General features: G+C 39.2%; 12 protein-coding genes. All 12 read right to left on the reverse strand.

The features are described from left to right. Positions 1 to 80: 80 nt before the first annotated feature. Positions 81 to 1,025, reverse strand: coding sequence for a malate dehydrogenase (mdh, locus tag SAZ04_RS01230; protein ID WP_332689778.1), 945 nt, complete (start codon positions 1,023 to 1,025; stop codon positions 81 to 83). Positions 1,026 to 1,325: 300 nt separating this feature from the next. After that, the gene (gene icd, locus SAZ04_RS01235) at positions 1,326 to 2,594 is read right to left on the reverse strand and encodes an NADP-dependent isocitrate dehydrogenase (protein ID WP_332689781.1); all 1,269 of its coding nucleotides are present in this window, start codon (positions 2,592 to 2,594) and stop codon (positions 1,326 to 1,328) included. Between the two features lie 113 nt (positions 2,595 to 2,707). Further along, positions 2,708 to 3,823 (reverse strand): citrate synthase, encoded by a 1,116-nt coding sequence (gene citZ / locus SAZ04_RS01240; protein WP_332689784.1) that lies wholly within the window; start codon positions 3,821 to 3,823, stop codon positions 2,708 to 2,710. A gap of 285 nt (positions 3,824 to 4,108) precedes the next feature. After that, positions 4,109 to 4,582, reverse strand: coding sequence for a DUF441 domain-containing protein (locus SAZ04_RS01245; RefSeq protein WP_332689787.1), 474 nt, complete (start codon positions 4,580 to 4,582; stop codon positions 4,109 to 4,111). Between the two features lie 173 nt (positions 4,583 to 4,755). Continuing rightward, a complete protein-coding gene (locus SAZ04_RS01250) occupies positions 4,756 to 5,151 on the reverse strand; it encodes an FxsA family protein (RefSeq protein ID WP_332689941.1) in 396 nt (131 codons plus the stop codon). Positions 5,152 to 5,289: 138 nt separating this feature from the next. Beyond that, the gene (gene pyk / locus SAZ04_RS01255; RefSeq protein ID WP_332689790.1) at positions 5,290 to 7,044 is read right to left on the reverse strand and encodes a pyruvate kinase; all 1,755 of its coding nucleotides are present in this window, start codon (positions 7,042 to 7,044) and stop codon (positions 5,290 to 5,292) included. A 112-nt stretch (positions 7,045 to 7,156) separates the two neighbouring features. Further along, entirely contained in the window at positions 7,157 to 8,116 is a 960-nt protein-coding gene (pfkA, locus tag SAZ04_RS01260) for a 6-phosphofructokinase (RefSeq protein WP_332689793.1), read from the reverse strand. A 191-nt stretch (positions 8,117 to 8,307) separates the two neighbouring features. Then, complete coding sequence (accA, locus tag SAZ04_RS01265) at positions 8,308 to 9,291, reverse strand: acetyl-CoA carboxylase carboxyl transferase subunit alpha (RefSeq protein WP_332689796.1); 984 nt, start codon at positions 9,289 to 9,291, stop codon at positions 8,308 to 8,310. Between the two features lie 15 nt (positions 9,292 to 9,306). Then, positions 9,307 to 10,152, reverse strand: coding sequence for an acetyl-CoA carboxylase, carboxyltransferase subunit beta (gene accD, locus SAZ04_RS01270; protein ID WP_332689799.1), 846 nt, complete (start codon positions 10,150 to 10,152; stop codon positions 9,307 to 9,309). A gap of 71 nt (positions 10,153 to 10,223) precedes the next feature. After that, entirely contained in the window at positions 10,224 to 10,889 is a 666-nt protein-coding gene (locus tag SAZ04_RS01275) for a FadR/GntR family transcriptional regulator (RefSeq protein WP_332689802.1), read from the reverse strand. Between the two features lie 33 nt (positions 10,890 to 10,922). Beyond that, a complete protein-coding gene (gene ystJ / locus SAZ04_RS01280) occupies positions 10,923 to 12,164 on the reverse strand; it encodes an NADP-dependent malic enzyme (RefSeq protein WP_332689805.1) in 1,242 nt (413 codons plus the stop codon). 200 nt (positions 12,165 to 12,364) lie between these two features. Continuing rightward, complete coding sequence (gene dnaE / locus SAZ04_RS01285) at positions 12,365 to 15,706, reverse strand: DNA polymerase III subunit alpha (protein WP_332689809.1); 3,342 nt, start codon at positions 15,704 to 15,706, stop codon at positions 12,365 to 12,367. Between the last annotated feature and the right edge of the window lie 63 nt (positions 15,707 to 15,769).

The raw sequence follows: 15,769 nt of genomic DNA on the forward strand, positions 1-15,769 counted from the left end.
ACGTACTGACTTGCTTTCATTGTTATTTCTCTAAGATAAAGAACCTCTTGCTACAAAAGCAAGAGGTTCATCTCATTCCATTAAGTTGTCGGTAAAGCTGACATAACACCACGTACAGATTCAACAGATTTAGCTAAGGCTGCCTTTTCCTCTTCTGTTAAATCAAGTTCGATAATCTTTTCAATTCCATCGCCACCAAGGATTGTCGGAACACCCACATAAAGGTCCTCGTAACCATATTCACCTTCTAAATAAGCAATGGTTGGGATAATACGTTTCTTATCTTTAATAATCGCTTCAACCATTTGAGTTAGTGATGCAGCTGGAGCGTAGTAAGCACTTCCGTTACCAAGTAGTCCAACGATCTCCCCGCCACCTTTACGCGTACGTTCAACGATTGCCTCTAGGCGATCTTGAGAAATAAGCTTCTCAAGTGGAACACCACCAGCAGCTGAGTAGCGAATAAGTGGTACCATGTCATCACCATGTCCACCTAGAACGAAACCAGTAATATCTTCAACAGATAGGTTTAGTTCTTGAGCTACGAATGTACGGAAACGAGCTGTGTCAAGTACACCAGATTGACCAATAACACGATTTTTCTGGAAACCAGATTCTTTAAATACTGTGTACGTCATCGCATCTGCAGGGTTTGTTAACACGATGATATAACAGTTTGGAGAATATTTAACAACTTCTCTCGTAACTGCCTTCATAATACCTGCATTTGTATTTACTAGATCATCACGGCTCATACCTGGCTTCCGTGCAATACCAGCTGTAATTACAACAACATCAGAATCCTTCGTATCTTCGTAATTAGAAGTACCGACAATATTTGAATCAATTCCAGCTACTGGTGTTGATTCAAGCATGTCTAATGCTTTACCTTTAGTTGGACCATCCATTTGTGGAATATCTAGAAGGACAACATCCCCAAGTTCTTTTTGAGCGACCATTAGAGCTGTTGTAGCTCCAGTGAAACCTCCACCGATAACGGAAATCTTTCTACGCTTAATTGCCATGAAACACTCACTCCCCGTATTACTTAATATTTAAGTGAATTTGAATTAAAGATTATGTTCAAAAAAGGTAAAAATCGACCTTTGACTTAAATAGTGCGATCATAGTTTGCGATGGCTTCGATTTAACACCCAAAGGTAAAGACCACCTTTGGAATTAAATAATGCGTACATAGGTTGCAATGGCTCTGCTCGCCGTGCGCCTTTTGAGAAGTTCGCTCAAAAGGCTTAAAACATTACGGCGGCTTCACTCATTGCTTCGTTAATACCCAAAGGTAAAAATCGACCTTTGGGTATTAACTCTTATAGGTTTTTAATTAGTTCTTCAGCAAATCCTGAACAAGAAACTTCAGTTGCTCCGTCCATTAGACGAGCAAAATCATACGTTACTACTTTACTTGCAATTGTTTTATCCATAGAAGACATAATTAGGTCAGCAGCTTCGAACCAGCCTAAGTGACGAAGCAATAATTCTCCAGAAAGAAGAACAGAAGATGGGTTCACTTTATCAAGACCAGCATACTTAGGTGCAGTACCGTGAGTAGCTTCAAAGATCGCATGCCCTGTATCGTAGTTAATGTTTGCTCCTGGAGCAATACCAATACCACCAACTTGAGCTGCAAGAGCATCAGAAATATAATCACCATTTAAATTCATTGTTGCAACAACATCAAACTCTTTCGGACGAGTTAAGATTTGTTGTAAGAAGATATCAGCAATTGAATCTTTTACAATGATTTTGCCAGCAGCTTCAGCATCTGCTTGTGCCTTATCAGCAACTTCTTTTCCTTCTGTTTCTACTAACTTGTCATATTGAGCCCAAGTAAATACTTTATCGCCAAATTCACGCTCAGCCACTTCATATCCCCAGTTTTTGAACGCTCCTTCAGTAAACTTCATGATGTTACCTTTGTGTACTAATGTTACACTCTTACGACCTTCGTCAATTGCATATTGGATAGCCGCACGAACTAGTCGGTCTGTTCCTTCCTGAGAAACAGGCTTAATACCAATACCAGAAGTTTCAGGGAAACGGATCTTAGAAGCTCCCATTTCATTTTGTAAAAATTCAATCAACTTTTTCACTTCATCTGATCCTTCTTTGTACTCAATACCAGCATAGATATCTTCTGAATTTTCACGGAAAATAACCATATCTGTATCTTCAGGGCGTTTTACAGGTGAAGGTACACCTTGGAAATAACGTACCGGACGTAAGCATACATACAAATCAAGCTCTTGACGAAGTGCAACATTTAAAGAACGAATACCGCCACCAATTGGAGTTGTAAGAGGTCCTTTAATTGCAATCATATATTCACGAACTGCATCTAGAGTTGCTTCCGGAAGCCACTCACCAGTTTCATTAAATGCTTTTTCTCCAGCAAGAATCTCTTTCCACTCAATTTTCTTCTCGCCATTATATGCCTTTTCCACTGCAGCATCTAATACACGTGATGCAGCTGCCCAGATATCTGGTCCAATTCCATCTCCTTCAATGTAAGGAACGATTGGATTGTTTGGTACATCAAGAACACCATTGTTTACTTTAATTACTTCACCTTTTGACATAATTCATTACCTCCTAAATTGATTACAGTACAAGCTAAGACTCTTTTATGTTGCTACGATTTTCGAGAAATGTCAATCTATGTACAGGGAAGCTATTGCTCCCAGGTACGCTATTAGCGTTGTTCTAAAGGTACATACGAACGTTTACTCGGTCCGATATATTCAGCACGTGGACGAATTAGTCTGTTGTTGCTATATTGCTCTAAAATATGCGCCAACCAACCAGAAGTACGGCTCACCGCAAAGATTGGGGTAAATAAATCATTCTTAATGCCTAAACTGTGGTATACACTTGCAGAATAGAAATCTACATTTGGAAGCAGTCCCTTTTCTCCTGTAACCATCTCATTAATCTTTGTTGACATCTCATACCATTTTGTTTCACCAGTAATTTCAGTAAGACGCTTAGACATTTCACGAAGATGTTTCGCACGAGGGTCACCATCTTTGTAAACACGATGTCCAAAGCCCATGATTTTTTCTTTGTTGTCTAATGCTTTCCGAATGAATGGTTCAACGTTCTCAACTTCTTCAATTTCGATTAACATGTTCATAACAGCTTCGTTCGCTCCGCCGTGTAATGGACCTTTTAGAGCACCAATTGCTGCTGTCATACCAGAGTATACATCGGATAATGTTGCTACACAAACACGCGCAGTAAACGTAGAAGCATTTAACTCATGATCAGCATGTAGTACAAGCGCTTTATTAAATGCATTTACCGCAATTTTATCCGGCTCATTTCCTGTTAACATATAAAGGAAGTTTGCAGCAAACCCTAAATCTTTACGAGGTGCAACAGGCTCTAAACCCTCACGCACTCTTGAAAACGCTGTCACTATTGTTGGAATTTGCGCTTGAATTTTAAGAGCTTTTAGACGATTAGCGGCCTCATCCATAATATCTGCCTCATCATCAAATAATGCCAGAGTTGAAATTGCTGTCCGAAGCGCAGCCATTGGATGGACCTTTTCAATTGGATAAGCTTTCATTTGGTCAATAATCTCTTTTGGTACTTCAGCATGATTTGCAAGTTCTTGTGTAAATTTACTTAGTTCATCTGCTTTAGGTAATGATCCATTCCAAAGAAGATAAATAACCTCTTCAAAACTCGCATTATCTGCTAAATCATCAATATTGTATCCTTGGTAAGTAAGGACACTTTCAATAATGGAACTAACACTTGATTGCGTTGCTACAATACCTTCTAGACCACGAGTTGTACTCACGTTAACCTCTCCTTTTCTGGTTGATCTATATTTCCATAAAACTAGTAAATGCTTACATTTCCACATCTTTTAAAAATAGCGATGCTATGTAAGAAGAATGCTCACAAGTTTCATTATAAACTACTTATTACACTTTTGTGAACGTTTTCTCCAAAAGTTATTCTTAAATTCTAAAACTTTTATGTATTTCGGCACAAACAACACCTCTCCTAGTATTTGCAAAAATAGTCAAGTTATATATTGAATCGACCTATTTTTGTTAATCGATTCAATAATAACCATCACTCATCCTCCAAGATGAGTAAAAAAATGAATGATCCTCATAAAAAAATAGGCTATCCCAGCTCCAATTAAAGGACCTACAGCTACACCATTAAATACAGCGACAGAAAGAATGGTACCAAAGACTAATGCCGTTGTAATATGCGGATCCGACTTTAATAAATCAATCCCACTTGCAGCAATAATTGCTACTAATACCCCTGCACCAAGGGCTACCCAAGCATAGGAAGATCTCACTGCTTCTCCTAATTGCTTAAACCCAATCTCTCCTGTCACGATAGGTGTTAAAACGGCAATCGTTATAATTGTAACGCCTATATTTATCCCTTTTTGCTGAACGAGAGGAAATAGTTTTTCCCCTAACCCTATCCACTTAATAACAAGTAGAAAGACAACGGCCACAAGTAGCGATTGGTTTTTTGCAACAATGGCTACAAGTAATAAAATCAACATAAAAACGGAAGCTTGTGAAAACAAGTAACCACCTTTCTTCCTCGCTCACCTGTAGTTACTATTCCCATTGATCCATCAGGGACGATTAGTAAGCTTCATAGCGTAAAAATCATCGTTACATCATGAACATCTAGCTATTGTAATTCTCCCTTTTACGAAATATACAAAATCGTCATGCTGTATGTCTTATATAAAGACTATTTTCTTGTCATAATCACAAAATTCCCATTCTTAATCATTTGGTGAAATAACTTTAATAGAAATCCTTTAGCAATGGTTCTAGTTACAGGAATTAACAAGAAAAATCCTATAGCATCGGTAATAAACCCTGGCGTTAGTAAAACGACTCCACCTATTAAAATACAAATTCCATCAAGAAGAATTCCACTAGGTAATTGTCCTTGTTGCGTTTGAAGCTGGGCTAACCGTAGTGCTTGAAGACCTTCTTTCTTAGCAAGCCATGCGCCTAATACGCCTGTTAAAATAATGAGCAGGATCGTTGGCCAAACTCCTATAACATTTCCAGATAGAATAAGCACAGCGATTTCTAGCGCAGGTACGATGATTATTAGCAATAGTAATATGCGAAACATCATATGCTCCTTTACTTTTGACCTTTCCCTTGAATACACATGTGATAGTGACTTTTCAAAACGGGTATAGAACAACCCTTTTTGAGCAATCTCTTATAAGGAAAAAAGAGAAGGGAACTCCCTTCTCCTTCCTACTCATTATAGTACACTAGTGTGACCTCTGTAAATGTCGCCTCGAGCACTATCTACCGTAATCTCTTCTCCATCTTCAAACAAAGTCAAAGCACCTTCAACGCCTACAATAACTGGCGTGCTTAAGTTTAGTCCGACAACAGCAGCGTGAGACGTTAATCCACCCTCTTCTGTTATGACTGCAGCCGCTTTTTCAAAGGCGGGAATCATATCTTTATCTGTGCTATACGTTACTAAAATCGATCCTTCAGTTGTCTTTTCATTAGCCTCTTGAGCCGTTTTAGCAACAACAACTCGTCCAGCTGCTGAACGACGACCGATCCCTTGACCTTTTGCGATTACTTCTCCGATTACATGTACTTTCATGATGTTAGTTGTACCTGATTCACCTACTGGTACACCTGCTGTAATTACAACTAGGTCCCCTTGTGATATAGAACCAGATTCAAGTGCCGTATTAATCGTTGATTCAAACATTTCGTCAGTTGACGACGCTTCTTTTCCAAGAATTGGTGTAACGCCCCAAACTAGGTTGAGCTTTCGAATTACCTTTGGATTACTCGCTACCGCAATGATAGGTGATTTCGGACGGTATTTGGAAACAACGCGTGCTGTATACCCACTTTCTGTTGCTGATAGTATAACTGCAGCTGAAAGATTATAAGCTGTATGTGCAACCGATTGACCAATTGCTGTTGTAATTGATGTTACTTCTTCTCTTGTTTTCTTCCTGAGCATCGCGCTATAATTTAACGCCTGCTCTGTACGTGTTGCGATATTGTGCATCGTTTGCACAGATTCAACAGGATAATCACCTGCAGCCGTTTCACCAGAAAGCATGATCGCGTCCGTTCCATCAAAGATTGCATTCGCAACATCACTTGCTTCTGCTCTAGTTGGTCTTGGGTTACGTTGCATAGAATCAAGCATTTGTGTTGCCGTAATAACCGGTTTTGCAACTGCGTTACATTTTTTAATTAATACTTTTTGAACAAGAGGAACTTCCTCAGCTGGGATCTCTACACCAAGGTCACCACGAGCCACCATTAACCCGTCTGATACTTCAAGAATTTCGTCAATATTATCAACGCCCTCTTGGTTCTCAATCTTAGGAATAATTTGAATCTCGTTTCCACCATGGTTATCAAGGAGTTCACGAATTTCAAGAACATCCGTTGCTCTACGTACAAATGAAGCTGCAATAAAGTCTACACCTTGGTCGATCCCAAACTTAATATCCTCAGCATCCTTCTCTGTAATACCAGGTAGATTCACGCTTACATTCGGGACATTTACACCTTTTTTATTTTTTAGTGTACCACTATTTAATACTTTCGTGACAAGCTCACCATCACCGACTTCCGTCACTTCTAGCCCAATCAATCCATCATCAAGTAAAATCTTTGAACCAGGTGCGACATCGTGAATAAGACCAGGATATGTAACTGAGATCTTTTTGTTCGTTCCAACGACTTCTGTCATAGAAAGAATTAGATCATCTCCGACTTTTAATTCTGCCACTCCATTTTCTAACGTTTGTGTACGAATCTCAGGTCCTTTTGTATCGAGTAAGATTGCTACTGTTTTTCCTGTTTTTTCAGCAGCCTCTCGGATATTACGGATTCTCGCACCATGCTCTTCAAAATCTCCGTGTGAAAAGTTTAATCGTGCAACGTTCATTCCCGCTTCAATAAGAGCTTCAAGCTTTTCAATCGTCTCACTTGCTGGACCAATGGTACATACTATTTTCGTTTTACGCATATTTTCCTCCTACAGGATAGTTATTTATTTTAATTATGATTGAGCTTTCTCATAAAGAAAAGGCTTTTATTCATTATTTTAAACTTGTTTATAAACCATTCAAAATATGTTCTTAAATTGATAGTTGTTGAGAAAGCTTGTACATATCCATATCAATCGTATGCTTACGAGATAAAGCTTCGTTAATATCATGATAAACAAGTTCATTTTTCTCAATTCCTACCGTTACTCCAGCTTTGCCTTCTATCAGCAGGTCAACAGCTTTCGCTCCTAAGCGACTTGCCAATACTCGGTCAGATCCTGTCGGAGAACCACCACGTTGAATATGACCTAAAACGGTCACTCTAGTTTCCAAATTCATTTCTTCCTTAATTCTATCACCGAAATCAAAACCACTACCAACACCTTCAGCGACAACAATAATACTATGTTTCTTGCCACGCTCTTGACCACGTTTAAGACGACCAATAATTTCTGACATATCATAGTCTGCCTCAGGAACAACAATGGTTTCTGCGCCATCAGCGAGACCTGACCAAAGTGCAAGGTCACCAGCATGACGCCCCATTACTTCAATAACATATGTACGTTCATGTGATGTTGCTGTATCACGAATCTTATCGATTGCATCAATTACCGTATTCAGCGCTGTGTCAAAGCCAATTGTGAAGTCTGTACCCGGTATGTCATTGTCGATTGTCCCAGGTACACCAATTGTTGGAAAGCCATGCTCAGTCAATTTCTGTGCACCACGATAAGAACCATCGCCACCAATAACAACAAGTCCTTCAATACCAAATTTCTTTAATTGCTCTATCCCTTTTCGCTGACCTTCAAGCGTTTTAAACTCTTCACAACGCGCAGTATACAGAATGGTTCCTCCGCGATGAATAATATCGCCAACTGATCCTAACTCCATCTTCTTAATGTCACCTTCGATTAAGCCAGCATAACCATAGGAAATGCCGTATACTTCAAGCTCATGATAAATTGCTTTACGAACAACGGCACGAATTGCTGCGTTCATTCCTGGCGAATCGCCACCACTTGTCAATACCCCAATTCTCTTCATGTTCTTCCTCCTTAAAAGTAATTTTGAAAAATATGTTAAAAAGTCCAATGCGTATTTAGCATGTGTACTTTTACCCTCAATATGTTCCTACTTAAATTTTTATCTCTATTTTTAAAAATACCACTTTACTTTAGCAAATTCAATCCAGTTACTACCAAAACAAAAAGTGCTTCCCTAGGGAAGGGAGGCACTTATCCTTTAGTTACAGCAATGACATCGTTTACATGCGTAAATTGTCCAATTTTTTTATATTTTTGATAGCGCTGTTCAATGAGCTCATCTGCAGTTAACTCTGACAGTTGAACAAGCGATTCATTTATCACATGATCGATGTTTTTTCCTTGTTGAGTTAAATCTCGATGAGCACCACCTTTCACTTCACGAATAATTTCATCAATAATACCAAGTCCTTTTAAATCAGGTGCTGTAATTTTCATTGACTCTGCCGCTTTTTGAGCAAGAGAAGCATCTTTCCAAAGCAAAGCAGCAGCTCCTTCAGGTGAGATGACAGAGTATGTCGAGTTCTCTAACATATGAAGATGATTTCCAACACCAAGAGCTAATGCTCCACCACTTCCTCCTTCACCAATCACAATGCAAATAACAGGAACAGTAAGACCAGCCATCTCTAGTAAATTTCTAGCGATCGCTTCACTTTGCCCTCTTTCTTCTGCAGCCTTCCCTGGATAAGCTCCTTTTGTATCAATGAAACAAATAATTGGTCTGTTAAACTTTTCAGCCTGCTTCATTAATCTTAGAGCTTTCCGGTACCCTTCAGGGTGTGGCATACCAAAGTTTCGACGAATATTTTCCTTCGTGTCTTTTCCTCGTTGATGGCCAATAACGGTAACGGAACGTCCTTTGTATTTCGCAATACCACCAACGATCGCCGCGTCGTCTCCATATAACCTATCACCATGCATTTCTAAAAAATCGGTAAATAACTGCTCAATATAATCAAGTGTTGTTGGACGCTCATTATGCCTTGCTATTTGCACTCGTTCCCATGGTTGTAAATTACCATATATGTCACGTTCAAGTTGTTGCAGGCGGTTTTCAAGCTTCAGGATTTCGTCAGTTAAATCTATCTCTTTTTCTTCCGTAAATGTACGAAGCTCTGAAATTTTATTTTTCAATTCTAAGATCGGTTTTTCAAAACCTAATTCACTTGCCATGTAAGTACACCTCCTTTACGAAGCGTGAATATCTAATATTGTTGTTAACGTTTCTTTCATTTCAAGGCGAGAAACCACTTGATCAAGCTGACCGTGCTTCAAAAGAAACTCTGCCGTCTGAAAATCTTCTGGTAACTCTTGACGAATCGTTTGCTCGATAATACGTCGACCAGCAAAGCCAATTAGTGCTTTTGGTTCTGCAAAATTATAGTCACCTAATGAAGCAAAGCTAGCTGACACGCCACCGGTTGTTGGATGAGTCATGATTGAAATAAATAAACCACCGTGGCGACTCAGTTTTTGCAAAGCTGCGCTTGTCTTAGCCATCTGCATTAAACTTAAGACACCCTCTTGCATTCTAGCTCCACCTGATGCAGAGAATAAAATAAAAGGAACATTCATCTCAATAGCATATTCCACAGCCCTTGTAATCTTTTCACCCACAACAGAACCCATGCTTCCCATACGGAACCTTGGATCCATTACAGCAATAACAGCTCCAAAGCCATTTATCGTCCCCTTTCCAGTAACGATCGCTTCATTGAGACCCGTTTTCTTGCGATCTGATTCTAACTTCTCTTCATAGGTTGGGAAATTCAATGGATTTTTACTAATCATATCTTTGTCAAATTCTACAAACGACCCCGCGTCATACAAACTATCCAACCGCTCGTAAGCAGTCATTCGATGATGGTGCCCACAAGAAGCACAGACATATAAATTCTTTTTTAACTCTTTTGTGTACATGATCGTTCTACACGATGGGCACTTTGTCATGAGTCCTTCAGGTACTTCTTGCTTCGCTCGTTCTGAAGGAATCGTAGCATACCTCTTTTTTTTCTTCAAAAAATCCTTAAGCATTTTTCCACCTCACTCGCTTAAGCTTTGTCCATTAGTTCATCTTATGGTCATGATTTGCTAAATAGTATAAGCTAAAAACGACTATTCTCTAAATGTTGTTTCATTGCCATTGTTGCCCTCTCACAATCACGATTCTGCAAAGCATAATAGATTTCCTCATGTTCACTGAGAGAGACGGGCATCCGTCCCTCTCTTTGAAGAGAACGGGAAATAGCAACTTTATTGTATTCAACCAGTGATACCCACAAGTTAAGTAGTAAACGATTGTGACAAGATTCTACGATTGTTTTATGAAACAGATAATCTTCCTCGACTGGTAAATCTCCATGTGACCACTCTTCTTTTGCACGACTAATGAATTGGCCAAGCTGCCTGACGGACTCATTTGTAATACGTTCACACGCCAACCTAAGTGCTTCAAGCTCTATTATTCGCCTTGTTTCCGTTAATTCCTTCCTGGTATTCTCATCTTTAAGAAGAAATGATAACAGAATCTCGACTAATCTGTAACTACCAAAAGACTTAATGTAAGTCCCTTCTCCACGCCTTGTTTCGATAAAATCTAATAACTCTAGAGCGCGCAGAGCTTCTCGAACAGAGGAGCGACCAACATCGAGTCGGTCGCTCAGTTCTCTCTCCGAAGGTAGCTTGTCACCACTTACTAATTGATCTTCATTAATCATTTGATTAATTTGTTTGATGACTTCTAAATAGACTTTTGGTTGTACTGATGACATACGTCACCCTCACCTCAGTTATAAACAATTTAATTACTCTTCATCCCCAATGATGGCAAGTTTTCTTGTTTTTTTAGCAATTTCTTCTGGATCGACCTTTTTCCTGGCAACTCCAGTCTCCATTGCCGTTTTTGCTACTGCCGCTGCAACGGCAGGAGCAACACGTGGATCAAAAGGTCCTGGTATGACATAATCAGGAGAAAGATTTTCTTTTGCAACCAGATCAGCAATAGCATAAACTGCAGAGACTTTCATTTCTTCGTTAATGTGTGTCGCTCTGACGTCTAGTGCCCCGCGGAATATACCTGGGAAAGCTAGCACATTATTCACTTGATTCGGGAAATCAGAACGCCCGGTTCCAATGACACTGGCACCTGCTTCTTTTGCTACTTCTGGCATAATTTCAGGTGTCGGATTCGCCATTGCAAAAATAATTGGGTCAGGATTCATGCTCTCAATCATTTCTTTTGTTAAGGCCCCTGAAACCGACACTCCAATAAATACATCTGTTCCTTTTATAACATCTGCTAAACTACCTTCTAGTTGATCAAGATTCGTAAACTTAGCGACTTCCGCCTTCATATCATTCATTCCATACGCGCGTCCTTCGAAAATAGCCCCTTTGGAATCGCACAAAATAATATCTCTAACACCCATTCGTTGCATAAGTTTGATAATCGCAATTCCGGCTGAGCCAGCTCCATTAGCAACGACTTTGATCTCAGACAGTTTCTTCCCAGAGATTTTTAAAGCATTAATTAACCCGGCAAGTGTAACGATCGCTGTTCCATGCTGATCATCATGAAACACTGGAATATTTGCTTCTTTTTTCAAACGTTCTTCAATTTCAAAGCACTCTGGCGCAGCAATATCCTCTAAGTTAACACCACCAAAAGTTGGTTCCATCAGTTTTACAGTTTCAATTATTTTTTCAACGTCATTTGTACGTAAACAAATTGGAAAAGCATCAACACCAGCAAATGATTTAAATAGAACCGCCTTCCCTTCCATAACAGGTAAAGAAGCTTCCGGTCCTATATTCCCAAGACCAAGAACGGCTGTCCCATTACTAACTACAGCAACCATATTGCCTTTCATCGTATATTCGTAAACAGACTCAATGTCTTCAAAAATCTCTTTACATGGTTCTGCCACTCCTGGAGAATAAGCCAAACTTAAGTCTTTTGCATTTCTTACAGCGACCTTTGCTTTCGATTCAAGCTTCCCTTGGTTTACACGATGGATATGTAAGGCTTCTTCTCTTGTTGTTGCCACAACGACACTCTCCTTTTTTCTACTAGTATAACCTCAACTGGTCTGGCCACTTAAAACAACTTAATTATATAGAATAATCCTCTTTTAGCCAAGTCTAAAAGTAGAAAATATTATTTCATAATGAGTTGTTTTTCTCTTTATCACAACCCAAGCAATGAGTCAGGTCATTGCCCCACTTTTTGGACATGACTATATTTCAATTATCCTTTTAAAATGACATTTTCCTCTCCCAACATCTCTTCCAACTTCAATAGAAACGCTTGGTCAGGAGTAACTCTATATTCATCTGTTAAATACTTCATTTGTTTTGTATGTTCATAATACAAAATAACAGGAACAGTACCTCTTTTTGATAAAAGAAGATCTTTAACTTTTTCTAATATATCAAAGTTTTGAGAAGCTGAACTAATTCGAAGAAAAAGTTTACCCTTTTCTTCTTTTGACGTCAATGTTTTTAAGAGAACGATTTTTTCTACAATCAATTGACTTCGATCACGTGAATGATCATAACGCCCTTCAACCAAAATAAGCTCGCCTTCCATGACAATATCCTTTACCTTATTCCATGTCCTCGGAAAAATAACCAATTCACTACTTCCTGACTCATCTGTTGCGAAAGCAAATGCCATTGATTCCCCTTTTTTTGTTTTAATTCTTCTTACTTGGGTTAGTAACCCTGCTACCCTTACGTTTCCTTTGCTCTCTTTAGCTTTTTGAAACGGAAGGCGCTCATTAGCATCAAGCTTTTGTTTGTAAGTTTCAATTGGGTGCCCGGATAAATAAAACCCTAAAGCCTCTTTCTCATAATCTAGTTTTTCTTGAATAGAAAGCGGCTCGATTTCTTTGTAATCCGGTGCTTGAATATCAAGAGTGAATAACCCTTCTGTCTCATCTTGAAAGGAATTTACTTCAGCAGCAAAACGAAGGGCTTCCTCAACTGAATATAACAACGTTGCTCGTTCAGGGTGAAATTCATCCATTGCTCCTGCCTTTATTAGATTTTCTATTGCCTTTTTGGTAACACTCTTCTGATCAATACGCACCGCAAAACTAAATAAATCTGTATAACGCTTCTTTTCTCTTTCTTGTACAATTAATTTCGCTGCATGAAAGCCAACATGTGCAATCGGCAGCAACCCAAAGCGAATTGCTGCATTCTCAATTGAAAAAAGGATATCGCTCTTTGAAACAGACGGAGGTAGCACAACATAACCCGCTTTCTTACATTCACGGATGTGGTGGGATAATTTATCATCATTATTCCAAACACCTGATAACAGCGCCGTATAAAAGGCCAATGGGTAATTCGCCTTTACATAAGCTAATTGATAACTAATCATGCTATACGCTACTGCATGACTTCGATTAAATCCGTAGTCAGCAAATTGTTCAATTAATTCATAAACTTCTTCTGCAACTTGTTGTGAATACCCTTTTGAACGTGCTCCACTAACAAATGCTTCTCGTTGCTTTTCTAGTTCATCTTTCTTTTTCTTACTTATGGCACGTCTAAGTATATCTGCTTGTGCAAGAGTAAACCCTGCAAGTAAAGAGGCAACCTCCATGATTTGCTCTTGATAAATAATGACTCCATAAGTCCTTTTTAAAATCGGTTCTAGATCGGGATGAGGGAATACAACCTCTGTTGTCCCATGTTTCCCTTCACTATACATCGGAATATATTTCATCGGACCTGGTCGATAAAGTGCATTAACTGCAACAATGTCTTCAAATTCAGTTGGTTGTAAACTTTTTAGAGCTTGCCTCATCCCATCCGATTCAAGCTGAAATACTCCTGTCGTATCTCCTTGGCCAAGTAATTGGAATGTTTGTTTATTGTCTAAAGGAATCTTCGTAAAATCAATCTGTCTCCCATATTGCTGTTTTATTAAACTCGCGATATTCTCCAACAGCGTCAAATTCCGCAACCCAAGAAAATCAAATTTAAGGAGGCCTACTTTTTCAACTACATCCATCGTTGCTTGCGTAAGTGAAATTGTCGATTGACCTGCTTGTAGTGCCATTAGCTCAGTTAGCGGTTCCGCACTAATCACGACACCCGCAGCATGGGTTGACGCATGACGTGGCAACCCTTCTAATTGTTTAGCGATGTTCCATAATTCAGCAAGATCTTCTGATTCCGTTATCATTTTCTCGAGTTGATTGCTACTTGCTACCGCTTTTCCAAGTGTCATACCTGGACTTGGTGGAATTTGTTTTGCTAATTTACCTATAACGTAACTGTCAACACCTAATACTTTCCCCACGTCCCTTACAACTGCTCTAGCTGCAAGAGTTCCAAATGTAAGAATTTGGGCTACATGGTCTTTTCCATATTTATTTTGAACATATTCAATGACCTCGTCGCGGCGATGGTCAGGAAAATCAATATCAATATCAGGCATGGAAACTCGTTCATGATTTAAAAAACGTTCAAATAGTAAATCGTAGTGGAGTGGATCAACATCGGTAATTTGTAGCACATATGCCACGATTGAGCCTGCGGCCGACCCTCTTCCAGGCCCCGTTAAAATCCCTTGCTCCCTAGCAAATTTCATAAAATCCCAAACGATAAGAAAATAATCACTAAACCCCATTCGTTCAATAACAGATAGTTCTTTGTTTAATCGATCCTCTATTGCTTGTCCTCTAGTTCCATAACGAAACTTGCACCCCTCTTCACACAAAGAACGCAGTAGGTTGTTCGTATTTTGAACGCCAGAAAATTTAGGTAGTTTCTGTTGACCTAGTTCCAGCTGAACCTCACATAAAGAAGCAAAGCGGTTCGTATTAGCTAATGCCTGTTCTTCCGCTCCAAATTTCTCCTTCATTTCACTTGAATTAAGAAGATAAAACGATCTTTCTTCTTTTTCAAGCGGATAATCTTCGGCTTTTACCCCTTCACGTATCGCTCGAACGACCTGATATGCGGTGGCATCTTGCTTTTCTAAAAAACGACACGGATGTGACGCTAACATGGCAATGTCACTTGCTTTTGAGAACGTCTTAATAGCCTCTTGCTTTTTGGTCGCCTGATCGTGTAGCCGTTGGATTTCTAAAAACCAATCTGAATCTGTAGTCTCCCCCTTCCATACCTTCAACCAATTTAACGCTTTTTGAAACTGATTTTGTAAGAGATCTGCTTCGATTGGTCCCCTCAAATAAGGAATCACAACGAGTACATCTGATAATAAAGGTGTCACCTCTCCTTTTGTTAAAAAGGCTTGTTTGCCTGGTTTATGGCCAATTTTTGTTGCTAGTTTTAATAAATTCACATATCCAATTTCATTTTTAGCATAGACTCTAATAAGGGAAAAGTCATTCTCACTAATTTGAATCGTTACTTGCAACCCGAATATCGGTTTGATCTCATATTTTATACAAGCTTGATAAAAAGGCACCGCTCCGTACATAACATGATGATCACAAAGAGCAAGCGCCTGAAAGCCAAACTCTTTTGCCTTTTTTACAAGCGCCTCTATTCGATTGGTTGATGATAGAAGACTGTACTCACTATATACATGACTATGAACAATCTCCATAACACTCGCCTCACATTCACTGTTTGTTTCTCTAGTTTTGTTTCTCTAGTATAGTACATTTTT

The sequence above is a fragment of the Halalkalibacter lacteus genome, from assembly GCF_036663595.1.
GTDB classification, from domain to species: Bacteria; Bacillota; Bacilli; order Bacillales; family Bacillaceae_D; genus Halalkalibacter; species Halalkalibacter lacteus.

Excerpts from the sequence above, each read along its gene's own strand:
- accA (WP_332689796.1), bottom strand. The coding sequence starts at position 9,291 with ATGGCAAGTGAATTAGGTTTTGAAAAACCGATCTTAGAATTGAAAAAT.
- SAZ04_RS01275 (WP_332689802.1), bottom strand. The coding sequence starts at position 10,889 with ATGTCATCAGTACAACCAAAAGTCTATTTAGAAGTCATCAAACAAATT.
- pfkA (WP_332689793.1), bottom strand. The coding sequence starts at position 8,116 with ATGAAGAGAATTGGGGTATTGACAAGTGGTGGCGATTCGCCAGGAATG.
- accD (WP_332689799.1), bottom strand. The coding sequence starts at position 10,152 with ATGCTTAAGGATTTTTTGAAGAAAAAAAAGAGGTATGCTACGATTCCT.
- dnaE (WP_332689809.1), bottom strand. The coding sequence starts at position 15,706 with ATGGAGATTGTTCATAGTCATGTATATAGTGAGTACAGTCTTCTATCA.
- pyk (WP_332689790.1), bottom strand. The coding sequence starts at position 7,044 with ATGCGTAAAACGAAAATAGTATGTACCATTGGTCCAGCAAGTGAGACG.
- icd (WP_332689781.1), bottom strand. The coding sequence starts at position 2,594 with ATGTCAAAAGGTGAAGTAATTAAAGTAAACAATGGTGTTCTTGATGTA.
- mdh (WP_332689778.1), bottom strand. The coding sequence starts at position 1,025 with ATGGCAATTAAGCGTAGAAAGATTTCCGTTATCGGTGGAGGTTTCACT.
- SAZ04_RS01250 (WP_332689941.1), bottom strand. The coding sequence starts at position 5,151 with ATGTTTCGCATATTACTATTGCTAATAATCATCGTACCTGCGCTAGAA.